Origin of the sequence: Niallia sp. FSL R7-0648 (assembly GCF_038007005.1) — a bacterium.
In the GTDB taxonomy this organism is placed as follows: Bacteria; Bacillota; Bacilli; order Bacillales; family Cytobacillaceae; genus Niallia; species Niallia circulans.
This window is the reverse complement of sequence record NZ_JBBOWE010000001.1, coordinates 1,316,059-1,338,231: the sequence shown is the minus strand read 5'-3', so window position 1 is coordinate 1,338,231 and position 22,173 is coordinate 1,316,059. Positions and strand designations below refer to the sequence as shown.

Below are 22,173 nucleotides of genomic sequence, written 5' to 3'. Positions count from 1 at the left end.
GCTTAATGCACAACCTTTACATTGTCTTTACTAAAATCTAAACCTAATTTCCCTGCTACTTTGCGTAAGCGTTCAAAGCTGCTTAAATCCTTTACTTGTGTATCTAATTCTTTGTTTGACTTTTCAAGCGAATTAATGGAGCTTTCCGCTACTTGAATATCTTTATTTACTTGATAAATCTCCGATTGATTGCTTACAATTTTTACGCCGCCAATACAAATAATGACTACAAAGGCAATTCCTAAAATCTTCTCTCCAGGAGATAATAATGATTTAGTCTGTTTAATAACCTTTTTAACCGACTGCTTTTCTTCTTGTTGTTGATATTGATCCTGCTGCATTTTTCTTGCTAAGTTGCTCATTTAATTACCTCCTGCACCCTTTGGTTATTGTTTTTCTGCAACACGTAGTTTCGCTGATCTTGCTCTGTTATTAAATTCTAATTCTTCTTCAGATGGGATAATCGGCTTTCTAGTAATTAATTTCAATTCTGGTTTAAACTCATCTGGAATAACCGGTAGTCCTGGCGGCAATGGCGGCAGATCACTCATCTTTTTAAATGTCGACTTACAAATTCTGTCTTCAAGGGAATGGAAGGTGATAACGCTGATTCTTCCGCCTGGATTTAGTAACGTAATGGCTTGCTCTAACGAAGCTTCAAATACGCCAAGTTCATCATTAACTGCAATTCGTATTGCTTGAAAAACTCTTTTTGCAGGATGACCGCCTTTTCGTCTAGCTGGCGCTGGAATAGCTTCCTTAATTAATTCAACCAACTCTCCAGTCGTTTCTATTGGGCGATTTTCTCTTGCTGCCTCAATTTTCCTTGCTATTTGTTTAGAGAATTTCTCCTCTCCATAACGAAAGAAAATTTTAACTAGTGATTCATAAGACCAAGAATTAACAACATCATATGCAGTAACATCCGCTTCATTATCCATACGCATATCAAGTGGTGCATCATGGTGATAACTAAATCCACGCTCAGGAGTATCCAATTGCGGGGAAGATACACCCAAGTCATAAAGAATTCCATCTACATGTGTAATCCCTAAGTTGTGAATTTCTTCTTTTAAATAGCGGAAGTTACTTTTGACAATCGTCAATCTGTCCTTATATGGGGCTAATTTTACTTGTGCATTTTTTATTGCTACTTCATCTTGATCAAATGCAATTAACCTTCCACTGCCTGATAATTTGGAAAGAATTAATTCGCTGTGCCCTGCTCCACCTAAAGTACAATCCACATAAATTCCATCTGGCTTAATATCGAGAGCATCGACAGCTTCATTCAGTAATACTGTTGTATGATTAAACATGAATCCACACCTGTCTATAAATTTTTCTTGTAGGTAGTATTTATTATGTACATAGTGAAAAAATTAAATATCAAACCCAATCATATTTTCTGCAATTTCTGCAAAAGAATCCTCTGATTCGGAAAAATAATTTTCCCACTCTTGTTTATCCCATATTTCAATACGATTAGAAACACCGAGAATAACACATTCCTTCTCTAACTGTGCATATTGGAATAAGGGGGAGGCAATATTAATGCGACCTTGTTTATCAATTTCACATTCTGTTGCTCCGGAGAAGAAAAATCGGGTAAATGCTCTAGCATCTTTTTTGGTTAAAGGTAATTGCTTGAGCTTGTCTTCAATTATCTCCCATTCATTAAGTGGGTAACCGAAAAGACATCGATCGAGGCCACGGGTTAGAATAAAGGTTTCACCTAAGTTCTCTCTAAACTTCGCAGGAACAATGATACGTCCTTTTGCATCAACATTATGATGATATTCACCCATAAACATACCCTTGTCCCCCACTTTCTAACCTCAATGTACCACATTCCCCCACTTTCCTCCACTATTAATTTTAATTCTATCTATTTTGTATATTTCCTGCAACAAAAATAATAATTTTGAAAAGAATAAACGGGGTTCTTTATCACTACTTTTTGAGAATTGTCTGTTTATTTTCTAAAAGACAAAACTAAAGGAGGGAATGAAAATGCGTTATAACAATAAAAAAACCGTCCTATAATTAGGACGGTACAGCTTGTTGACAAAAGGAATTTAGGAAATGCAAATGGAATTATTATGCATTGATTGGAATGGAAGGGGTGAGACTCTGTGGGATCTGCGAGACAGTCTGAGATTCTGCAGGCCTTTAGGCCGAAGCGGCTCAGCGCGAGCCCCACGGAAAGCGTACCCCTGCAACGGAAATCAATTCTTATTTAAAAAAATGTATATGTATAAACTAAAACAAACTCCTAATTACTGAATTAGGAATTTGTCGACAGTCTGAACCGTCCTATAATTAGGGGGTAATCATTCTTTTCTTCCTTATAATTTAATAACCTTATGTGTTCCATCAAAGGCCATCGGCAATTCCATTACATCTTGAATAAAATCCATTCCATATTTATTTAAGAAATAGGTGATATTCCAGACTCTTTCTTGGGGAGACCCTTCTGGCTTTAAATTTTGTTCAATACGGTTAAATTTATTTACCAGTACTTCATGCTTTAATTTTACGGAAGCATCAACTTTGTTCTGCAAAAATTCAAGCTGGCTTACTAAAAAATCCTCATTTTTTTCTAATAACGGCAGCAAACCTTTATACTCTGCCTTCATTTCCTCTTCCACTTGATCATATTTCGTTTTAATTACCTCTTTTATTTCATTAAGTATCTGTTCAATCCGTTCATTTGAGACAGACTTTAAAAATTCCGCACATCTTTCAGAAGTTCCATTAACAAGAACATCCTTTATTGATAATTTTAGTTCCTCTATGTCTGCTTCCACGCTTCTCTCTAAGAGCGTAATATTTAAGCGAGGAATAACTGGCGGCATTTTAATTCCTAAGTGTTCAAAAGCCTTTTTAAGTTCCGCCCAGTACGCAATCTCTCCAGGTCCGCCAATAAATGCTAACGTAGGAAATAATAAGTCTTGCGTTATTGGTCTCGTTACGACATTATTGCTTAGCTTTTGAGGGAATTCACTCGCAATCTCTATTAACTGTTCCATAGTAAAGGATACTGTTCTATCTTTCCCGATAAAACAATTTTCTATTTCATCGTATTGCAGCAATACTCTTTCTTGCTCTACTTCATCATAATAAAACAAGTTAACAGGATTTTCTGCCATTTCAATCACAAGCGAATATCCCTTCTCCTGTACTAACTTTTGTTGTTCTGAAACGGAATCTGCTAATTTTTGAAATTCATTAATTTGTTTAAGGAAAATTTCTTTCTCCAACTTGCGAATCTCTTTATCACCAGAATCAACCAATAGTAATCCATAATCTTGGAATAAACTCATTGTAATATAGCTAAAGAAGTCAACAATCGTAGTGGATTCATGGACAGCATTGTGCAAAAGTTGCAATAAAGGCTTAGAATGATCTGTTTCACCATAGGATTCGACGATTTTTTCCAGCCATTCTATACAGACCTCTTTTTCCAGCAATATATCGGAAGCCATTCTTTTATCCAACACTCTTTGTGGATAAACTGCCTTCTTCATTTTTTCCTTACCTGGTATATAAATATGATTAATTTCTAAATAATCATGGTCTTCTCCCGCTACCCAGAACACTGGTACAACCGGAATACCTAATTCTTCTTCTTTTTGTTCAGCTAACAGGATAATACTAATTACTTTATGAATAGAGTATAATGGACCTGTTAAAACACCCGCTTGTTGTCCACCTATAACAACTACACTGTTTTCCTTTCTTAATTTAGAAAGGGATTGCCTCACCTTTTCCCCTTGAGGGAACTTTTTCATGTAATCTTCGATATAATCTGCAAGATCATTCCTCATAAAAGTTCTCGTTTCTAATTCTTTAACTCTCTTCTCATAGCTACCATTATCAAGATAAGAATAATGAAAAAAGTCTTCCGCACTATTCTTTTGTTCTAAATAATCTGTTACGAATTTATTTGCCACAGGCAAAGAGAGATTCATCATCTCCATCTATGTACTTCCTTTCTCCAATTCGAGTTTTCCTATATATGTATTTTCTCCTTATTAAAGACTCTTTCTATAGTGGGAGTCCAACCACGAGCTTATCATCCAGCTGCTTATAAAAAGCATTCATTTTATTTCGCTACATAGAAAAGTATAGCATCCCTTTACTATAAAAGAAAAAAAGTTGCTTATAAGCCTTTATCTTTTCGATTTATCTTCTTATTAGCATCTTCCAGATTGAGTCCACCTATTCATTCTAAGTAGCACTGACTTGCTAAACATTTAAGTTATTTTATTGTAATCAACTATTATACCATTCCAAGTGTTCTCCATATAGATAGGAAAAGACCATAAACGAGCAATACAATATATAAAAGGAAAAAAAGAAGAAAGCTTACACGCCAAATTCCTTTAAATACTTTTTTGTATTGTATTTCCTCTTTAAACTTCCAATGAACAATAACAAATAACATGCCAATCAACAAGATAAATATCACAATATACAATAAGACCGAAGTATGCCAGATAGATTGTATAAGAAAATGGACGGAAACAATAAAAAAGATGGTACTAATATCTAGGGCTAGATGTATAGATAGACGATGCTTTTTTGTAATCAACTTACTAATAACAAAAACAATAAACAATGTAAAGATTGGAAAAACCACGAGAAAACTAATGAGATGTGAAGTTAGATTAATCATGGATAAACACCTCTCTTTCTCGTTCTTTTCCCTTAATCATCAGATAAACCGCATTTGCAATAGGCACACTCTGTTTTTTCTTTTTTGCTTCTTCTATTATGTATCCTAAGATTGCATCTATTTCCGTAGGTCTTCCCGCCTCCATATCCTTTAGCATCGAAGATTTATTTAAAGTTGTTTTTCCTATGACTTCCATACAATACTCTCGATAGATTTTTTTTTCAGATTCGGTTATCGTTAAAACCTCTAATACCTCATTCATCAACATAGTCATCAATTGAGAATAATAAGCGTTTTCCAGCAAAAGACCATTTGGCACCAGCAAAATACTAGTTAAACTATTTACAATACAATTTACGACTAATTTTTTTTGCAGCATTATTTCATATTTATGTTCCATTATAAATAAAAAGTCTTTATTAGTAGCTGTTGTGAGCGTGGTAACTATATCGTCCATTTTTCCTTTTATACAAGCTATTTTTATTGCTCCTACACCAGTATGAATTACTGTTTGCTCATCTTCTTTCATCGCTCCATGTTCGACAATACCTATCAATATATTAGCAACTCGCGAATTCCTAATTGTCTCTATGTGTCCCATTCCATTTTGCAAAAAGCACATTGCTTTTATTTTATCGCCCATTTTTTCCATCTTCTCGTAAATGGACGCTAGTTGATATTGCTTTACTGCGACGATCGTCAACTCTTCTTGTCCATTCCACTCTTTAAAAAACCGTACGCGTACTGTTCGATTTTTCTTTTCGTCATTTGCTTTATAATATATTCCTTTCTCTAGGATTCGCTCGTATTGCTGCTTTGACCGAACATATAAGGTGACATCATGCTTTTCCTTTAACTGGTATGCACATAATAAGCCAATTGCCCCAGCTCCAATAATTGCAATTTCCATTAGAAGCTCCTTTATCGTTTCAAGTTATCGTTAGTTATATATTAACATTTTCTGAAATGTTTGTAGTACGAAAATCACAGGAATAGAAAAAAAATAAAATATGATGCTTGCCTCAAAAACGAAAGAAAAGCTAAAAGACGAGTGCAATCACATAGTTTTGAAAGATAATCTATAAAAGAGTTTTTTAAGGTTTAATAATATAGAAAGGAATAAAATTAGAGAAGAATGTTACAACTTTAATGGGGAGGATGCGGTATTATACTCATTGGATAGATTAAAACACCAACAAATTGATTTTGTTTTCTTTTGCATCTGGAAGATTAGAGATTTTAATTGACTTATATAAAGCAGCCGCCCAGATTCTCCTTGTGAGTCAAGTGAATCCAATGATTCTCCTCTGCCTCACCTTTTTATATACAGGAGTCGAGCGGATGCTTCCTAACTGACAGGATTCCTCCTGCAATATAGCATATTTATTTGACCATGTTATTATAGATATAGATCCCATTAGCATTTTAGCTAAAGAAAAACTTTACTTACACCTTGGGAAGTTTATCCTCATCTTTAAAAACCACCATTTGCCTTGCTTTTTCCATCAGCTCCACTAATGCTTTATAAGCGCCTTCCATGGAGTCTAATTCACTTTGCAACGCTTCATTTTCCTTCTTTAATATAGCTAGCTTTTCCTCTAATACCTTCGTTTTCTCTTTAACGGTGGAAGAGTCAATATTTTCTTGCTCCCACTTAGTTGCTTTATCATATAAATCTTTTAAATATAACATCATTTCATCAAATTGATTCTGTATAGGAGCTGGAGATATAGCAGGCTGAACAGCAGTTACTTCTTCTTGAGAAAACTCTTCTGCTACATTTGTCTTTTTCAATTGCTTTCTTTGTTTTTTGGCAAGTTCGATACCAGATTTATATTGTTTGCGTACATATGAATTCCAGCGAAATCCACATGCTGCACTTGTTCTTGATAATAATTTCCCCACTTCTTCAAATGCTTGAAGCTGTGTACCGCCTTCTCTAATATGACGAAGAACAATTTCAGCAAGTAAAATATCTTCATCTTTTGACCAAGCATCTTGTCTCGTTGTTGTCATCAGTATACCCTCCTAGTGTTTTTTATTCATACATATGCATCTACTAGAAAAGATAGACTGATTTATTCATATTACAAAAAGAAAAATTAGCAGCATGCAAAAAAAAAATTTGCTACTTATAGACCTAGTTAAGAAAATAATTCGTCTTCTGACACCACTTTGATACCGTTTCTTCTTAAAAGCGCAGTGGTTACACCCACACCGCCCATTTTTGTGCCATCAAAGTTCCCTGTATATATACTACCACTACCACAAGAAGGACTATTTTCTTTTAAGACTACCATTTCCGCCTCCAAGTCTTTAATAAAAACTAAGGTTTTATTAGCCCCTTCGATATACATTTGCGTCACATCATTCCCTTTAGCATCTTTAACAAATGCTTTTCCATCAAGAACATCATAACCATCCCCTCCGACTATCTCAGCTGGTTCCCTCGGAGTAGAGAAGCCTCCCAATAATTCCGGACAAACCGTTCTTATGTTTTCTTTTTTTATAAACTCTTCTATGTTGGTATCTAAACAATCCGTCCCATTATACCGAACTTTCAGACCTGCTAAACAAGAACTTATGACAATCATTGCTTATCACCTCATATTATGTATTTCTTCTAACTTTCAAAACTTCCTTTTATTTTACTTCAGCTATTTTTGTAATAATAGCTATAATATGAAAAAAAGCACAAGAACTTAAGTTCTTGTGCTTTTAATCAACAAAAAAGATAATTAGTTGCTTACAACTTCTTTCCCTTTGTATGTTCCGCAAGCGCTGCATACACGGTGAGCAAGTTTCATTTCACCACAGTTAGGGCATTCTACCATACCAGGCACTTGTAATTTAAAATGTGTACGACGTTTTCTCTTTGCAGTTTTAGATGTTCTTCTAAAAGGTACAGCCATTCGTCCCACCTCCTTAAAGAGTATTAAGAAAGTAATGAGAAAAGATATTTCCAATCTCACATTTTTCTTTTGCATAATTAAATATGAGTTAATTTACTCATTTTCAAAAAACTTAGCAAGTCCTGCAAGACGAGGATCAACTTTCTTCTCCTGTAAATCTTGCTCTTGGATTACTTCCCAATCATTTCCTGATTGCGGAGCTCCCTCTTCTGTTACATCTTCACAGAAGACTTGCATCGGTACCTCAAGTAAAAGTATTTCTGCTATAATTGGCTTTAAGTCAATTACATCCCCTTTTACCTGATGAACTTCCTCTTCGTCTGTTTCATATTCCGAAACTTTTAATAGGAAGGTTTCTGTTGTTTCAACATTAATTGGATAATCCACGTCTACTAAAGTACGAGAGCAAGGTAGCACGAGCGATCCTTTTATATTTAAATGAAAAGTCACTTTCGTTGAATCAATATCCGTACGTCCTGTTATATGAATAGGAGATACTTTTCTTATGGTCGGATCTGTTTCTTTGATCTCATCCATATTTATTGTTTCATCAATTGGCAATCCCTTACTTCGAAATTTTTGTAACTGGCTTAACGTCCATTTCATATATATCACCCCAAGGCAACAAAGGTAATTATAGCTTTCATATAATTATTTGTCAATATTTTTTCTTTACAGTAAATAATAAGAGATATGTCCTGAATCACGATCATATTTCGTGATTTCTTTTCTATTCTACCCATATTCATCAGAATTGCAACCAAAACTTCCTAAAATGATCTTGATTTCTCTCCCCCTTGCTTCCATTTAAGCTATTTTAGCAAAGCTTTACTTCAAAAATTCGTAGAATAGAAACTATATTAGAAAGTAGACAGCACTATTAAAACCTCGGTTATATTATATAGCCTCTTTGAAACCATCATTTAGTCCTATTCTTTTACTGTTTCTCACATATAAATTTACAAGGAATCTTTTTTAAAACAGGCAGATCCATATAGGTTTCTCTTTTATAACCACTATTTTTAGGATAAACTTTTATTAATACAACCATAAAGAATATAGTTAGGGAGAATGTGATGAAAGCAGTTGGAGTAGTAGTAGAATATAATCCATTTCATAATGGTCATTTGTATCATATCCAAAAAGCGAAAGAACTAACACAGGCGGATATTGTGGCTGCTGTTATGAGCGGTCCTTTTCTGCAAAGAGGAGAACCTGCCCTTGTTTCTAAGTGGGCTCGAGCAGAAATGGCTTTGGAAAGTGGAGTAGATCTTATTGTGGAGCTTCCCTATGCTTTTGCCACACAGCATGCTGCCGTATTTGCATCTGGCGCTGTTGATATTTTGCAAAGCTTAAGTTGTGATTTCTTATGTTTTGGCAGTGAATCAGGCAGCATCGATGCTTTTCAGCAGACTTTTACCCTGCTGCAAGGAAAAGGAATGGAAGAGGATTTACTTGTTAAGGGGTTTATGAAACAAGGAATGAGCTATCCGAAAGCTAAATCATTGGCGATAAAAGAATTAACAACTAGTGATGATCACACCGCGCTAAATCTTAGTATGCCAAATAACATCTTGGGATATGAATACTATAAGGCAGTGCATACCAATAAGTATCCCATGGAGATTTGCACAGTTGCCCGCATGAAAGCAGACTATCATGACAAAACATTTACTTCGGATACAATAGCTAGCGCAACAAGCATTCGCGAAGAACTATTGCATGATAAAGGAGACATAAGAAAAATAAAACCCTTCCTCCCCGCAAGTAGTTATCAATTACTACAGCAGTATAAGGAAACATACCTCACTTACCATACTTGGGAGAATTACTGGCACTATTTAAAATTCCGTCTCCTTCAGTCAACAGCAGAAGAGTTAGCTGCCATATATGAGATGGAGGAAGGTTTAGAGTATCGCTTCCTTAAATATGTAAAAACAGCATCCTCTTTTCACGATTTTATTCGTTTAGTAAAGACGAAAAGATATACATGGACAAGGCTGCAAAGAATTTGCGTACATATTTTAACAAATACCAAAAAGGCAGAAATGAGTTCTTCATTGAAGCCAAATTATATTCGTTTACTTGGAACAACTGTAAATGGCCGTCTCTATTTAAAAGAAAAAAAGAAGCAGTTTCAGCTGCCAATTATCAGCAAGCTTTCTGCTTTTGATAAAGAAAAAATCGCATTGGATATTCGCGCTTCGCAGATTTATGCTTTAGGTGTTCCTAATCTTGTTCAGCATCAACTATTAGAGATGGATTACACCAAACCTCCTATCATGAAATAATTCCTTTGTTAGGACTAGTTTTTATTAGTTGAAGTTCTTAATAAACAGCTTAAAGATTAAAGGCACTCCACTGTATTAAGCGAGAACCTTTAATCTTTATTTGTTCACTCTATAATTACTTTTTTTCATTCTTTCTTCTCTTTCTGATTTCCTTTTTAATCCCTTCTATATATTTTCTCGTTTCTGTTTCCCCTATTTCAATAATTTTCTCCAAATCAGTAAATGCCTTACTATTAAACATTTCAACAGGCGGCTTAATCATCACATTACTTGCAACCTCGCGTGATTCTACTAGTTCCATTTGCATGATATCTAATGAACGCATAATTACATCATAAATGTTAGAAATATCTGTATGAATGTTCACTTTTGCGACATCGACAGCAATTACAATATCTGCTCCCATTTCCTTCACAACTGAGACGGGAACACGATCGATTACTCCTCCGTCTACAAGCAATCGCCCGTCAATTTTTTCTGGAACAAATATACCTGGAATAGAAATACTAGCCCGAACAGCATCAGCAATTGGCCCTTTTGTGAAAACTACTTTTTCTGCCGTTAATAAATCAGTCGCAACAATGGCAACAGGGATATCCAACTCCTCTAAATTTTTTCCATAGGTAAACAAATGAATTAACTCCTTTACACGGTTCCCTGCGATAAACCCCATTTTAGGGACAGTAAAATCCAAATAGTATTTTCTTTTAAAGAACTTGGATAAAGTGTATAATCGCTCAATATCGGATCCTGCTCCATATAAACAGCCAATTATAGCCCCTATACTGCTGCCAGCAATATAATCTATTGGGATATTCTCTTCTCTTAGTATTTTTATGACCCCAATATGTGCAAATCCTCTCGCTCCACCTGACCCTAACGCTAATCCAATTTTTGGGCGTTCCATATTGTCCCACCTATTCTTTTCAAAATAATAATCTATATATTCTTATGGTCTTTTTTTTTATGTTATGAGTATATTGATTGGTAGAGGGATATTCTTCAGGCTGTTTGTGTACAAGTATTCTTTTTTACTAAAAAGTTTCTTAAACAGCCTTTCTTCTATAAATAAGAATACTTACCTACTATTTTCTATTTGAAGGGGGAGCAATATAATTTGTTACGCTCAAAATTTAAGACAATCGTACTCGCTTTATCTGCATCCCTATTAGCTCTTGCTCTAATTTCTTTTCCAGGAGTTGCAGTTGACGCTTCCAAAAATGGACTAAACACATGGTGGACGATTGTTTTTCCTTCACTTCTTCCTTTCCTTATTTTATCCGAAATTTTAATCGGTTTTGGTGTAGTTCGTTTTATTGGTGTTTTATTGGAACCCATTATGCGACCTCTCTTTAAAGTTCCAGGTGTAGGTGGATTCGTTTGGGCAATGGGCATGGTATCAGGCTTTCCTACTGGTGCAAAATTAACAGCAAGAATGCGTGAAGAAAAACAATTAACAAGAACAGAAGCAGAAAGACTCGTTTCTTTTTCTAACGCTTCTAATCCGATGTTTATTATTGGTGCAGTTTCAGCTTCTTTTTTTCATAGTCCCAAACTAGGACTGCTTCTTGCCTTTTCTCATTATTTAGCCAACTTTACAGTAGGACTATTTATGAGATTTCATGGCAAGGACACAGAAATAAAGAAACAGGAGGCAACTGAAAAAGCCTCCATCAAAAGAGCGTTACGGGAATTACATCATACTCGGTTAAAAGACAAGCGTCTACTTGGCAAATTAATGGGAGATGCTGTAACTTCTTCGATTCAATCGTTATTAATGGTCGGCGGCTTCATTATTCTTTTTTCTGTTATTAATCGATTACTATTTCACTTACATATTACTTCTTTTGCTGCTAAATTGTTAGAAGCCGTTTTCCAGCTATTCACTTTTTCTGGCGAATTAGCGATTCCATTCATTGCTGGGATATTTGAAATTACATTAGGAAGTCAATTAACAAGTGATGTAGAAACTTCCACCCTTATGCATCAAGCAATCCTGACTAGCTGTATCCTCGGCTTTAGTGGTTTGAGTGTACAAGCACAGGTTGCAAGTATTCTAGCACAGACAGATATTCGTTTTAAACCTTTTTTTATAGCAAGAATAATGCAAGCAATCTTCTCTGGAATTTATACATTTATCGCGTGGGATTTCTTTAACAAAAACTTTTTGGCAAAAGATGCTCCAACGATTGCGATTCCAGGATTAAACCAAGAGGGAGCTTTCTTCCAACAAATATTTGAAAATATTAGCACATGGGGTCCAATTGTCACGATTATTTCCCTAATGATTTATTGTTTTATCTTAGTAAAAAGATTATCTCCAAGAGAAGAAGTATAAAAAGGACTTATTGCCAAAAAGATGTTAAAAATCTTTTTTGGGCAATAAGTCCTTTTTATTCATATTACTGGAGAGTAAGCGTTAGGGACGATTTTTATGAAACTTTGCTCTTAACGCATCATGAACAATCTTTGGGACAAGCTCCGAAATGTCTCCATCATACTTGCTGACTTCTTTCACTATACTTGAACTTAAGAAAGAATATTGATTATTTGTCATAATAAAGAATGTCTCAATATCATCTGATAGAACTCGGTTCATAGAGGTAATCTGCATTTCGTATTCAAAATCTGATACAGCTCGTAATCCTCTAATAATTGCATTCGCTTTTACACTTTTTGCATAATCAATCAAAAGTCCTTCATAGGACGACACAGAAACATTTTTAATATCTTTTGTTACTTCTCTAATTAACTCTAATCTTTCCTCTACTGAAAAAAAAGGTTTTTTGGCAGAATTATTTAATACACATATGTATACATGGTCAAATACCTTTGCTGATCGTTTAATAATATCAATATGACCATACGTTATCGGATCAAAACTACCTGGGCAAACTGCTATACTAGCCATTTCTTAGTCCTCCATACCATTTTGTAAGGAATAAATAGAAACCGCAATTATTCCGTATTTTTCATGTTTCACTTGTTGAAGTCTGCTAACTGCCTCAGGCAAAGAAATTTCCGAACCGTGTTCACAAACAATAACTCCGTCTTCCTTTAAGAGACCTGCTTCATCAATAAATGTTAGGATTTTTTCTAACTGCTGCTTTTTATATGGCGGATCTAAAAAAATATAATCGAATCTTTTTTCTCTTTTTTGTAATGCTTTTAAAGCACGATCCGCATTATTGCGATATACCTCTGCTTGACTATTTAATTTGCATATAGAAAGATTTTCTTTAATAGTATGTATCGCTTTTCCTTCTTTGTCTACAAAAATAACAAGATCCAATCCTCTACTTAAAGCTTCAATACCTAGTCCACCACTACCAGCAAATAAATCAAGGCCTTCTCCTCCTTGAAAGTATGGGCCTATCATGTTAAAGATGGCTTCTTTGACTTTATCTGTAGTAGGTCTAGTCGAGTTACCAGGCACTGCCTTCAATGGAATCCCCTTATTCTTACCGGAGACAACTCTCATTTCAATCACCACAACCCTAATTTTACTTTAACTGCTTTTACCTTCCCTATCCTACCATAAACCTTATACCGAGCCAACATTTTAAAGATTTTTTACTATTCATACCATGAATAGTTTTATTCCACCTATTAACTAAAAAAGGAGACTATCTTACTTTATCCAAAAAAAATATTTTGATTAGGTATAAGTGTTCCATGGTTGGGGATAATGTAATTAACAGCATCTATTCGAGGATGTTGTTGCCAACCGCGGAGAAGACTTACGTTTCCCCTAAGTTTTCCTCCGGTTTCTCCTCTCCCTTTACCTTCTTTCCTTATGAATAGTAAGGATGTGGAAGGAGCCTGCAGGTATTTGCCTGCAGGCTTTTTTTTACTTCCCTTCTCAATTTATATGGGATTCTATAAAAGAAAAAACAGTATGTATGATGACTTAGTCGCAGAAATAATACTTCTAACTAAGCTTCCATACATACTGTTTTTAATATCTTTTAAGCAAGTATTAAATTCCCATTTTATAATCATATTCTTTCGCTTTATCTGGCCGCGAATTTTCAAATTCCATTTTTAAAAATGGTTTATAGGAAGGTTCTACCTTTTTAACAAAAGAATGAGCATTTATTTTTTCCATTATGCTTTCCACGTCACTTTGGTTTGTGTAGAGCACAACATATTTTAACCTTTTGGAAATAAAATGAACATTCCCATATCTTCTTAACATTTTTGCTTGTTTTAGTGAAAATAACCAAACAATGATCCCTTGTCGTTGCCCTAGCATAATTTAACCCCTTTAAATACCATTATTTATCATAATAGCATAGGAAAAGAAAATAGAAAAGCAATGATCATCTGGATCATTGCTTTTAAGTATATTATGCAGAACAACTACAGCTTCCACCACTACCACAACCTCCGGAGCAGCCAGAAAGTTCATCAAAAAATGGATTACCTGTTGGTACTTTAATGAAAGTAGAAACAGAACGCCCAATAATAACGCTAACATCATCTAAAAGCTTTTGTAAACCATTCTCAGCTATTTTAAATGCTGCTACATTATCATCTAAATCCATCTCGCGTTTAAGCTGTCTTATTTCCATCATCACTTTTTTATATTCAGGATGATATTTTCCAAAACGCTGAACTTCTTCATATAGCTCTTTCATTTTGTTAAAAGAATGAATTTTCCGCTGTGTTTCCTTGTTTGATTGTATATTGGCCAAACAAATACGGTATTGTTCTGCAACATCTGATTCTAATATCATTTCAGCAATCTCTTCTGCTTCCTCTTGAATAAGGAGTATTTCAGTTGTCGCAAGCACGTATTCGCTCACCTCCATTTCTTATTCTACATGAAAGACACTAGAAAGAAAAGGTTTGTGATTTCCTTTTTTATCTAACTTTTAATCATTACTTGAAATGACTTTTGATATTTTGTTGTCTTATTTACTGCATCTATAACAGAAAGATTAATTGTATGGTTTCCTGCTTTCAACCCTTCGATTACAAAGGCTGCAGAAGAATATTCATACTTCTGGCCATCAACTTCTAAAAGTATTTTGCCTAATTTCCCCTGACTATCTTCTCTGAATGAATAGTCTTTTACTCTGCATTCTACAAATACTTTATTTCCCTTCACTAAATGATGCACAACCATCTTTTCCGTATCGCTAGAAGTAATAGATGCTTGTACAGCCATATTTGATGAGATTACATCATTTACTGCTTCCTTATGAGGTTTTACTTTTGGATCAGGGATATCATTGTGGCACCCTGTTAAAAAGAGAAAAGCAGGAATACAAATCAATCGGATTTTTTTCAACATAAACACTCCTGGTAATTTTAATAATGTTTTATTTTCGGTTAGTATTACCATTCCTGTTTGTTTTACTCGGAGTATTTATTGAATTTTTAAAGACTTAGGATTGTGCATTCATTGCCTGAAACATGCTAACCATCATAGACGCCATTTGTACACCATTTGAAAACTTTTCCACATGATCTGGGATGGTTTTTTTATAATAATGAAGGGAAGCAATCTCAAAGACTTCTAACTGATTTGGATTTCTGCTTAATTCTCTATACCATTGTGGCTGTTCTCGAATAAACTGTTGCAATTCTGCATTCTGCGCAATATATTCTTTAATATTCTGTCTCATATAGTCCTCCTATTTAATCTTTCCTAAAAGAAAATGGTCCAGAAGGTTTTTGTTCAGTTGGCGCAGATGATCCACTAGAACCACTATTTGGAGCGAATTGAGAGATAACACCTTGCAACGTACCTAAAGCTTGGTTTAAGTTTGCCAAATATCCTTGGATTTGATTTTGGTCCATATTTTTTAATGTATCAACAATATTAGACATCCAGACAGTCCGATTACCTGATGCCTCTTCTTCCTTTTGGGTGGACACAGCACTTCCTTCTAATAAACCATCCCATCTAGTATCGTTCGGACCTAATAAATACCAATCCTCATATAATTCCTGTAATGTCACATTCCCACTTCTTGCCTCTTTCAATATTTTTGGGTTTGCTCTTACAAATGCTTTAAATTCTTCTACAGAAGGATGAAGTTTTTTATCAGCCATCATTATTTCACCTCTAATTTGATACATCTGCCTATATTACTTTATGATGGCTTTTAAAAAAATGTGCCTTTCTCTTTAAATTCTCTCTCAAAGCCCTATGACTAACAAGATTGGTTGAAGATAATCAAACCTGCAATGTAATTATCCCCGCCATGTAATAACTCAGGTAAAAAAACAGCCGACCACTCCTCCGCTGAGTTTGTCGACTGATTGTCTTTCTGCCCTTACCATTTTTCGATAAAATTTTGGGTATAGTATTTATCAAATACTCCTACTCCAAGATGAGTAAATTTCTCATTTAATAAACATTCACGATGACCTTTGCTATTTAGCCAACCTTCCATTACCGCGGGAGCATCTGAATACCCTGCTGCGATATTCTCTCCAGCAACTTGATAAAAGACATCCCCTGCTTTTAAACGATCCTCAAGATCACCATACTTCTCAGATGTATGAGAAAAGTTTTCCGTATCAAACATATCCTTACTATGCCCTAATGCTACTTCCGCAGTAGGCTGATCCCATTCTACTGTATTGAGCTTGAATCTTTTTCTTAATACATTCGTCATATCTAGAATTTGTCGTTCGTTTCCTTCTTGTATTGCTTCATTATTCTTCCCATTACTCTCTGTCTCTAATAATTCTCCCCGATAAACTAACTCATATGGTCTTAAATGAAGTAACGTTCGAGCATCCATATACCGAATACTTGATAAAGTACCATTAAATTTATCAAAGTATAGCTGTGCATAATAATCACCGATTTGAATGAGCGGGCGGTTATTTATTTCATCCTCCGATAATTCAAATCGGTAGGAAGAATTTTCGTAGTTAAAGCTAATATTGGTTTCAATGGGAGTCATTGTATAAATATCTCCAACTTCTTGTCCAATTTTATAAGGCGTAATATTCACTGAGCTTCCAATTGCATAAATGGTAACTACTTTGTCATCAAGAATTCCAGCTTGAAAATACTTAGAGTCATCCTTATTGAATATCCACCAGTCATATTCATAAGCGGAAGGATCAATTCTCGCTGGCTCCCCATACTTCTTTTTAAGTTCACTTGTACTCTTACCGATTAAACTCCCTAACCCTTCTTTAGGAGTTGGTAAAATTTGCGTATTTTCACTTGCCTCTTTGAGATTATCCTCTACTTTTTTAGGATGATCACCATTTTCAACTAATACATCTGGCTGATTATTATCATCAGTTATACTAAAATAGATTCCAATCGCTGATAATACTGCAATAATTATGACAGTTCTTAATAAAATTTTCAGAGGATTCCCCCCTCTCTAGCATTGTTTCTATTAATATATGTGGCTTTCTTACTAAATAGTATAACTTACTTTAAATAATTTTAATAGAATAAGTAGTTTTTCAATTATGTAAATAAAGTTGCATTTAAAACCACCCATTTCTCTCTTAGATAGCAAATAAAAAAATGCTTCTATTTTTTAGAAGCATTTTTACATTTTGATTTTAAAAACCTAATATTGCTTTAATAACAGATGTCGTTTCTCCTCCATGATAAAAAACATAGAGTAGTAAATAAACTGCTGTTCCTGTAATAGCTGTAATAAACCAAATAATACTTGTGATCGGTCCTAACTTTCGGTGCTTTGCATATTGCTGCTTATAACCTGTATATAACATAATGATTCCTAATACAGCACCTATTGTTGCCAAGGTGATATGAAAAATAAGAAATATAGTATAGTAAATCTTAATATCATCTGGTCCTCCAAAAGAAGTGTTACCAATAAAAATCGTTCTTGATGCATAAATGATGAAAAAGATTACAGCAAAAATCGCTGCAAATAACATGACAGTCTGGTGTTGTTGTCTTTTTTTCTGCTTAATTAATCCCCAACCAATCGCTACAAAAATGGCACTTAAAATAATAAACGTAGTACTTATTGTCGGCAATATCGGTAATGTAAATTCCATTTAGCTACCCACTCCATAAAGTATTTACCTCTTTGTTTAACAAACTCCCAAAGTTCCTTTTTCCCATAAGACTGGTTCACAAATTTAGTGTAGGTGACCAAAGCAACCTTGAATGCACACCCTCGATCTTTCTATGAAAGTGAGCTTTGCTTGATCTCCTCTGTCTCACTAATCCCATCGACGTTTATATGTATTCAGACTCCTCCGAATTTCAGGATATTAATGTTTCTTATTGGAAAAAGCATCAAGCTTTAACCAATAAGAAATCAACCATTATTCTCCTGGAATGTTCTCCCCTAAAAACAAATCCTTTTTAGAATAATGTAAATACTACCATTGAGACAAATAATATTGTTAAATATTGAATAGAATAAATGAACATTGCTGTTGCCCATTTGTATTCATCTTGCTTTTTACTTGCACGTATTCCAGTAATAACCCAACCGATATTTAATAATGTTGCTAATATTAAAAATGGAATACCGATTTGGTATAACAAAAATGGCAGTGGAAATAAAGCAATAATCCATATATACGTATGCCTTTTTGCTACCTCAAAACCTTTAACAACAGGGAGCATTGGGATTCCTGCTGCTCGGTACTCTTCTGCTCTTCGAATTGCTAAAGAATAAAAATGTGGCGGCTGCCAAACAAACATAATTAAAAACAAGCTCCAAGCAATAACATGAAGGCCAGGATCAATGGCAGCCCATCCAATTAGTGGTGGAAATGCTCCTGAAAAGCTTCCTATTACGGTGTTAGATACTAGTCGACGCTTTGTCCACATAGTATAGACAACGACATAGCTAAATGCCCCGATTAAAGCAATGACAGTTGCAGTTATTGTTGTTAATAATAAGAATAAAGTACCAATGAAGAGAAAACCAAAACCTAAAACAGCAACTTTTGCAGGCTTCACTTTTCCTGTTACTGTCGGTCTTGTCTTCGTTCTTTCCATTAATGGATCAATATCACGATCGATAAAATTATTTAATACACAGGAACCTGCCATAATTAAGCCTGATCCGATTAGTGTATATAATACTGTATCAATTCGCTCTAAAAACTTTGCATCTGTGAAAACTATTGCAAGCCAGATTCCAGTAAATACAGTGATTAAATTTGAATTTACGATTCCTATTTTAATTAATGCGAGAAAATCCTTCCACGCACTTGTTTCTGATTGTTGATTCGTCAATTTGGCCTCAGGATAAACGCGAGAATTAGCCATTTGATCATGCTCCCCTTTCATTACATAGAAAAAGATATCATACTATATAAAATACCGTTCGTTTCATTGTGTCATTATTCACATTTAAACATCATAGCAATGTTAAAAAAGACTCTTTTGCTATTAAACCATATTTTCATGAATATTTCTCTCTTTTTACGCTAAAAACTTCAGTTGTCACATTATTGGTAAACTTTAACATTCCTCACATCATATTCGAAAGCGTTTTACAAACAAAAAGACACTCTATATATTATAGCCTTTTTTAGCAAGGAAGCAAATGAATCAACCTCTTTCCAATAGCATTCATCTATAAAAAAGATAAAAAACCAAAATCCTGATACGAAATACTTTAATATCTTCGTAAATGATTTTGATTTTTCTTCAGCTGGAAAACTTATATCCCAGCCATTATTATCTAATTGATTAAAAATGACGGTTTGGCCGTACAAAACCTGAAGTAGGCTGCTTTTTCACTGCTATTTCTGCAACATTCTCTTCTTTATGCTTATAAACTCTTTCATATTTAACGAACATAGAAACATTAACAAGAATCCCCATACCTATGGACAATTGTAATAAAGACGATCCCCCGTAACTAATAAAAGGTAACGGGACACCTGTTAATGGTATTAATCCAGAAACTCCTCCAATATTGATAAAAGCTTGGATTCCTATCATACTGGAAATACCGATTGCTAATAAGCTTCCAAATGGATCTTTACACTTTAGTCCTGTATAAATCCCTCTTAAAACAATATAGCTTAGTCCTACCACTACAAAGCCTACACCAAAAATCCCCAATTCTTCAGCAATTACTGCCATAATAAAATCAGTGTGACCATCTGTTAAGTAACCCAGTTTTTGAACACCTTGACCCAAGCCTAGCCCTTTTAGACCACCAGATCCAATAGCAATAAGAGAGTTACTCATATGGTAACCAGATTCTTGTACAACATCTTCAGCAAAAGGGGAATCCAGAAAAACAAAGATTCTCGCCATTTGCTTTTCAGTGAAAATGCTTTTTCCTGCTAGCTGGAGGATTAAAACAAGTAATAATAGAAACGCCAAGCCAATCAGCACTAACTTGGACAAGTTTTTCCAGTTCATTCCTGAACATAAAATAACCGTAGCACCAATCATAAAAATAATCGCTGCCGTACCAAAATCTGGCTGAAGAATAATCAATGCACAAACAATAACCAAATATGCTAGCGGGGGAACAACTCCCCGATTAAACTCATTTATATACGCCTGCTTTTTAGAGTAAATTGCTGATAAATAAATAATCACAGCCAATTTAACAAACTCAGCTGGCTGAAGACTAGCTGTTCCAACTTTATACCAGCTTTGCGCATTTCCAAAAACACTACCGAATAAAAAGATTCCACCTAAAAAAATAATTGAGCCAAATACCATTGGTACTAATATTTTATTGCTTAACAATGCCTTATATGGAAAAATAGCTACTATCACAAAAGCAATCAAGGCAATGATAATATATTTTAGTTGTCTTTTATAAAAAAAATCACTGCTGTCTTCTCCATAATATTGGACTGCCGAAACCATGCTGGCACTATAAATCATAATCAATCCAAATAGAATTAAAAGTACCATTGCTATAATTAATGTATAATCATACGATTTTAATATCTTCTTTATCATTCAACCGCATCCCTTATTCAATCTCCTCATTTAGAGTATTCGTTATGTCTTATCTTTTTCCTGCTGAAAAGGATAAACTTCTAATTTTCATTCTCTTAAAATATTGGGCCGTCTTCTGTTATTTTTGCTAATTATCATAACAAATTACTTATTTTTATCGCTGCTTACGGTCCATTAATAAGTCACTACAAGCTTATGAGATCAAGTGCTTTTGTTCGTATGTACTTCCCTTATTTATAAATAATACACATAGCCACTAAAAAAACTCAAACAATACATGCTTTTGTTTGAGTTTACTTTTTATTTTCTTATAGATGCTTCGTGCAAAATCGATAGCTCTTTTTCCAATTCATCTAAAATTTTCTTACCAACCTGTTCTTCTACTAAACCTAATCGAATAGCAAAATCTATCTCTTTAGACAATCCATACATTTGCGTATCCAAAACCTCTTCATATAGAGGGCATTGTGGCATTGTTAAATTATCCATCTGAACTTTAATTAGTTTTAATATTTTTTCAGCATCTGCTTTCAATAACTCATTTGCTTTTTCTTTATGATTAATAATCATTTCAGAAGTCAATCCTATCCCCCCGTTTCCGAGCGATTATCCTATCTATAAAGTTTAAACTCAACCTAGAAAAATTGCAAGAACAATCCCTTTTAAAAAATTTAAAAGTTTACATTCTATCATCTCAAATGACAGAAAGACAAGAAAAAGCTATACTTAACGTAACAACTGTTTTAATCTGCCAATTAAAATTTAGCCGATTTAAAATATTTTCTTTTAGAAGCAGCTACTAATTTGCAGAATTTTTTATACATAACAAAGAACACGTTTACGGAGGAGATATAAAATGAATAGTATTATTCAAGTTTCTGGGTTGGTAAATTTTCCGATTACTATTGATCCTACTGTCTGGATCTTTGATGATCGAAAACAATCAGCTGATACGGTATTTGCCCCAGTTGAAGTAAAGGACGAATTAGAAGCGTATACAAAAGAAGCCTCCAAACACTGGGATCAAGAGATTACAGAGGGAGCCAAAGCCCCAGAGCAATCCACAAAAACCTATAAAAAAGTGGAAATGCTAACCGGTACCTTCTATATGGCTTTAGCTCCCTTTATAAAAAATGCAGAACCGCAGGAAGAGGCAACAACTCTTTTAATCACAACAGAAGAGGCAGAATATGCGATTCCTTTAGAAGAAATCGATTCGATCTTCTTATTATTTTGCGTAAAAGGAAAACCGCTTACAGAAGATGGTCCTGTACATATTTTTGATCAAACAAAAGGCCCAGATCAAACCCCTATCAAAAATATCAGAGCATTTAAAATTACATAATGTCTTCATCCATACATACGCCATCTAGCTAT

Annotated in this window: 26 protein-coding genes; 3 read left to right on the top strand and 23 right to left on the bottom strand. The window is 34.4% G+C overall.

The annotated features are described in order from the left end of the window. Positions 1-2: 2 nt before the first annotated feature. The 10 genes from ftsL to NSQ89_RS06240 form a co-directional block, all read right to left on the bottom strand. Complete coding sequence (ftsL, locus tag NSQ89_RS06285; RefSeq protein ID WP_047939904.1) at positions 3-362, bottom strand: cell division protein FtsL; 360 nt, start codon at positions 360-362, stop codon at positions 3-5. A 24-nt stretch (positions 363-386) separates the two neighbouring features. After that, positions 387-1,319, bottom strand: coding sequence for a 16S rRNA (cytosine(1402)-N(4))-methyltransferase RsmH (gene rsmH, locus NSQ89_RS06280; protein ID WP_047939903.1), 933 nt, complete (start codon positions 1,317-1,319; stop codon positions 387-389). A gap of 63 nt (positions 1,320-1,382) precedes the next feature. Then, positions 1,383-1,814 (bottom strand): division/cell wall cluster transcriptional repressor MraZ, encoded by a 432-nt coding sequence (gene mraZ, locus NSQ89_RS06275; RefSeq protein WP_047939902.1) that lies wholly within the window; start codon positions 1,812-1,814, stop codon positions 1,383-1,385. A gap of 534 nt (positions 1,815-2,348) precedes the next feature. Beyond that, complete coding sequence (gene bshC, locus NSQ89_RS06270; protein ID WP_095319922.1) at positions 2,349-3,983, bottom strand: bacillithiol biosynthesis cysteine-adding enzyme BshC; 1,635 nt, start codon at positions 3,981-3,983, stop codon at positions 2,349-2,351. 302 nt (positions 3,984-4,285) lie between these two features. Next, entirely contained in the window at positions 4,286-4,681 is a 396-nt protein-coding gene (locus NSQ89_RS06265; protein ID WP_047939899.1) for a DUF3397 domain-containing protein, read from the bottom strand. After that, positions 4,674-5,591, bottom strand: coding sequence for a 2-dehydropantoate 2-reductase (locus NSQ89_RS06260; protein WP_047939898.1), 918 nt, complete (start codon positions 5,589-5,591; stop codon positions 4,674-4,676). Before NSQ89_RS06260 ends, NSQ89_RS06265 begins: the two co-directional genes overlap by 8 nt. 536 nt (positions 5,592-6,127) lie before the next feature. Further along, a complete protein-coding gene (locus tag NSQ89_RS06255; RefSeq protein ID WP_047939897.1) occupies positions 6,128-6,697 on the bottom strand; it encodes an RsfA family transcriptional regulator in 570 nt (189 codons plus the stop codon). Between the two features lie 128 nt (positions 6,698-6,825). After that, positions 6,826-7,275 (bottom strand): DUF523 domain-containing protein, encoded by a 450-nt coding sequence (locus NSQ89_RS06250; RefSeq protein WP_047939896.1) that lies wholly within the window; start codon positions 7,273-7,275, stop codon positions 6,826-6,828. A 144-nt stretch (positions 7,276-7,419) separates the two neighbouring features. After that, positions 7,420-7,593, bottom strand: coding sequence for a 50S ribosomal protein L32 (gene rpmF, locus NSQ89_RS06245; protein ID WP_016200993.1), 174 nt, complete (start codon positions 7,591-7,593; stop codon positions 7,420-7,422). A 93-nt stretch (positions 7,594-7,686) separates the two neighbouring features. Then, positions 7,687-8,199: a YceD family protein gene (locus NSQ89_RS06240; RefSeq protein ID WP_061796783.1), complete on the bottom strand. Its 513-nt coding sequence runs from the start codon at positions 8,197-8,199 to the stop codon at positions 7,687-7,689. Positions 8,200-8,669: 470 nt separating this feature from the next. Between NSQ89_RS06240 and NSQ89_RS06235 the strand changes: the two genes are divergently transcribed. After that, positions 8,670-9,884 carry a nucleotidyltransferase gene (locus NSQ89_RS06235; RefSeq protein WP_047939894.1) on the top strand — a complete coding sequence of 405 codons (1,215 nt, stop codon included), beginning with the start codon at positions 8,670-8,672 and terminating at the stop codon, positions 9,882-9,884. 115 nt (positions 9,885-9,999) lie between these two features. On the opposite strand, the gene NSQ89_RS06230 is transcribed toward NSQ89_RS06235, so the two are convergent. Then, entirely contained in the window at positions 10,000-10,791 is a 792-nt protein-coding gene (locus NSQ89_RS06230) for a patatin-like phospholipase family protein (protein WP_047939893.1), read from the bottom strand. 210 nt (positions 10,792-11,001) lie between these two features. Between NSQ89_RS06230 and ylbJ the strand changes: the two genes are divergently transcribed. Then, positions 11,002-12,222 (top strand): sporulation integral membrane protein YlbJ, encoded by a 1,221-nt coding sequence (gene ylbJ / locus NSQ89_RS06225; RefSeq protein ID WP_341132377.1) that lies wholly within the window; start codon positions 11,002-11,004, stop codon positions 12,220-12,222. A gap of 81 nt (positions 12,223-12,303) precedes the next feature. On the opposite strand, the gene coaD is transcribed toward ylbJ, so the two are convergent. From coaD to NSQ89_RS06165, 12 genes are all read right to left on the bottom strand, one after another. Beyond that, positions 12,304-12,795 carry a pantetheine-phosphate adenylyltransferase gene (coaD, locus tag NSQ89_RS06220; RefSeq protein ID WP_095257605.1) on the bottom strand — a complete coding sequence of 164 codons (492 nt, stop codon included), beginning with the start codon at positions 12,793-12,795 and terminating at the stop codon, positions 12,304-12,306. 3 nt (positions 12,796-12,798) lie between these two features. Then, positions 12,799-13,365 (bottom strand): 16S rRNA (guanine(966)-N(2))-methyltransferase RsmD, encoded by a 567-nt coding sequence (gene rsmD / locus NSQ89_RS06215; protein WP_047939890.1) that lies wholly within the window; start codon positions 13,363-13,365, stop codon positions 12,799-12,801. 498 nt (positions 13,366-13,863) lie between these two features. Beyond that, entirely contained in the window at positions 13,864-14,139 is a 276-nt protein-coding gene (locus tag NSQ89_RS06210; protein WP_047939889.1) for a YlbG family protein, read from the bottom strand. Positions 14,140-14,233: 94 nt separating this feature from the next. Further along, a complete protein-coding gene (locus NSQ89_RS06205; RefSeq protein ID WP_047939888.1) occupies positions 14,234-14,680 on the bottom strand; it encodes a YlbF family regulator in 447 nt (148 codons plus the stop codon). 74 nt (positions 14,681-14,754) lie between these two features. After that, positions 14,755-15,183 (bottom strand): hypothetical protein, encoded by a 429-nt coding sequence (locus NSQ89_RS06200; protein WP_142300784.1) that lies wholly within the window; start codon positions 15,181-15,183, stop codon positions 14,755-14,757. A 94-nt stretch (positions 15,184-15,277) separates the two neighbouring features. After that, positions 15,278-15,517, bottom strand: coding sequence for a YlbE-like family protein (locus NSQ89_RS06195; RefSeq protein WP_047939887.1), 240 nt, complete (start codon positions 15,515-15,517; stop codon positions 15,278-15,280). Between the two features lie 13 nt (positions 15,518-15,530). Next, a complete protein-coding gene (locus NSQ89_RS06190; protein WP_235844434.1) occupies positions 15,531-15,950 on the bottom strand; it encodes a YlbD family protein in 420 nt (139 codons plus the stop codon). Positions 15,951-16,171: 221 nt separating this feature from the next. Then, positions 16,172-17,029 (bottom strand): CAP domain-containing protein, encoded by an 858-nt coding sequence (locus NSQ89_RS06185; RefSeq protein WP_268874792.1) that lies wholly within the window; start codon positions 17,027-17,029, stop codon positions 16,172-16,174. A 403-nt stretch (positions 17,030-17,432) separates the two neighbouring features. Further along, positions 17,433-17,900 carry a DUF420 domain-containing protein gene (locus NSQ89_RS06180; protein ID WP_047939884.1) on the bottom strand — a complete coding sequence of 156 codons (468 nt, stop codon included), beginning with the start codon at positions 17,898-17,900 and terminating at the stop codon, positions 17,433-17,435. Between the two features lie 313 nt (positions 17,901-18,213). Then, entirely contained in the window at positions 18,214-19,131 is a 918-nt protein-coding gene (gene cyoE / locus NSQ89_RS06175; RefSeq protein ID WP_047939883.1) for a heme o synthase, read from the bottom strand. A gap of 426 nt (positions 19,132-19,557) precedes the next feature. Then, complete coding sequence (locus NSQ89_RS06170; protein ID WP_047939882.1) at positions 19,558-20,796, bottom strand: FtsW/RodA/SpoVE family cell cycle protein; 1,239 nt, start codon at positions 20,794-20,796, stop codon at positions 19,558-19,560. A 300-nt stretch (positions 20,797-21,096) separates the two neighbouring features. After that, positions 21,097-21,378 (bottom strand): YlaN family protein, encoded by a 282-nt coding sequence (locus NSQ89_RS06165; protein ID WP_016200976.1) that lies wholly within the window; start codon positions 21,376-21,378, stop codon positions 21,097-21,099. A 274-nt stretch (positions 21,379-21,652) separates the two neighbouring features. On the opposite strand from NSQ89_RS06165, the gene NSQ89_RS06160 reads away from it, so the two are divergent. Beyond that, complete coding sequence (locus tag NSQ89_RS06160) at positions 21,653-22,141, top strand: peptidyl-prolyl cis-trans isomerase (protein ID WP_172866629.1); 489 nt, start codon at positions 21,653-21,655, stop codon at positions 22,139-22,141. Positions 22,142-22,173 lie beyond the last annotated feature (32 nt).

Coding starts and splice junctions, on each gene's coding strand:
- NSQ89_RS06265 (WP_047939899.1), bottom strand. CDS start 4,681: ATGATTAATCTAACTTCACATCTCATTAGTTTTCTCGTGGTTTTTCCA.
- NSQ89_RS06170 (WP_047939882.1), bottom strand. CDS start 20,796: ATGATAAAGAAGATATTAAAATCGTATGATTATACATTAATTATAGCA.
- coaD (WP_095257605.1), bottom strand. CDS start 12,795: ATGGCTAGTATAGCAGTTTGCCCAGGTAGTTTTGATCCGATAACGTAT.
- NSQ89_RS06200 (WP_142300784.1), bottom strand. CDS start 15,183: ATGTTGAAAAAAATCCGATTGATTTGTATTCCTGCTTTTCTCTTTTTA.
- ftsL (WP_047939904.1), bottom strand. CDS start 362: ATGAGCAACTTAGCAAGAAAAATGCAGCAGGATCAATATCAACAACAA.
- NSQ89_RS06255 (WP_047939897.1), bottom strand. CDS start 6,697: ATGACAACAACGAGACAAGATGCTTGGTCAAAAGATGAAGATATTTTA.
- mraZ (WP_047939902.1), bottom strand. CDS start 1,814: ATGTTTATGGGTGAATATCATCATAATGTTGATGCAAAAGGACGTATC.
- rpmF (WP_016200993.1), bottom strand. CDS start 7,593: ATGGCTGTACCTTTTAGAAGAACATCTAAAACTGCAAAGAGAAAACGT.
- bshC (WP_095319922.1), bottom strand. CDS start 3,983: ATGGAGATGATGAATCTCTCTTTGCCTGTGGCAAATAAATTCGTAACA.
- NSQ89_RS06195 (WP_047939887.1), bottom strand. CDS start 15,517: ATGAGACAGAATATTAAAGAATATATTGCGCAGAATGCAGAATTGCAA.
- rsmD (WP_047939890.1), bottom strand. CDS start 13,365: ATGAGAGTTGTCTCCGGTAAGAATAAGGGGATTCCATTGAAGGCAGTG.
- NSQ89_RS06250 (WP_047939896.1), bottom strand. CDS start 7,275: ATGATTGTCATAAGTTCTTGTTTAGCAGGTCTGAAAGTTCGGTATAAT.
- NSQ89_RS06210 (WP_047939889.1), bottom strand. CDS start 14,139: ATGCTAGGGCAACGACAAGGGATCATTGTTTGGTTATTTTCACTAAAA.
- NSQ89_RS06230 (WP_047939893.1), bottom strand. CDS start 10,791: ATGGAACGCCCAAAAATTGGATTAGCGTTAGGGTCAGGTGGAGCGAGA.
- cyoE (WP_047939883.1), bottom strand. CDS start 19,131: ATGGCTAATTCTCGCGTTTATCCTGAGGCCAAATTGACGAATCAACAA.
- NSQ89_RS06260 (WP_047939898.1), bottom strand. CDS start 5,591: ATGGAAATTGCAATTATTGGAGCTGGGGCAATTGGCTTATTATGTGCA.
- rsmH (WP_047939903.1), bottom strand. CDS start 1,319: ATGTTTAATCATACAACAGTATTACTGAATGAAGCTGTCGATGCTCTC.
- NSQ89_RS06180 (WP_047939884.1), bottom strand. CDS start 17,900: ATGGAATTTACATTACCGATATTGCCGACAATAAGTACTACGTTTATT.
- NSQ89_RS06190 (WP_235844434.1), bottom strand. CDS start 15,950: ATGATGGCTGATAAAAAACTTCATCCTTCTGTAGAAGAATTTAAAGCA.
- NSQ89_RS06160 (WP_172866629.1), top strand. CDS start 21,653: ATGAATAGTATTATTCAAGTTTCTGGGTTGGTAAATTTTCCGATTACT.
- NSQ89_RS06240 (WP_061796783.1), bottom strand. CDS start 8,199: ATGAAATGGACGTTAAGCCAGTTACAAAAATTTCGAAGTAAGGGATTG.
- NSQ89_RS06235 (WP_047939894.1), top strand. CDS start 8,670: ATGAAAGCAGTTGGAGTAGTAGTAGAATATAATCCATTTCATAATGGT.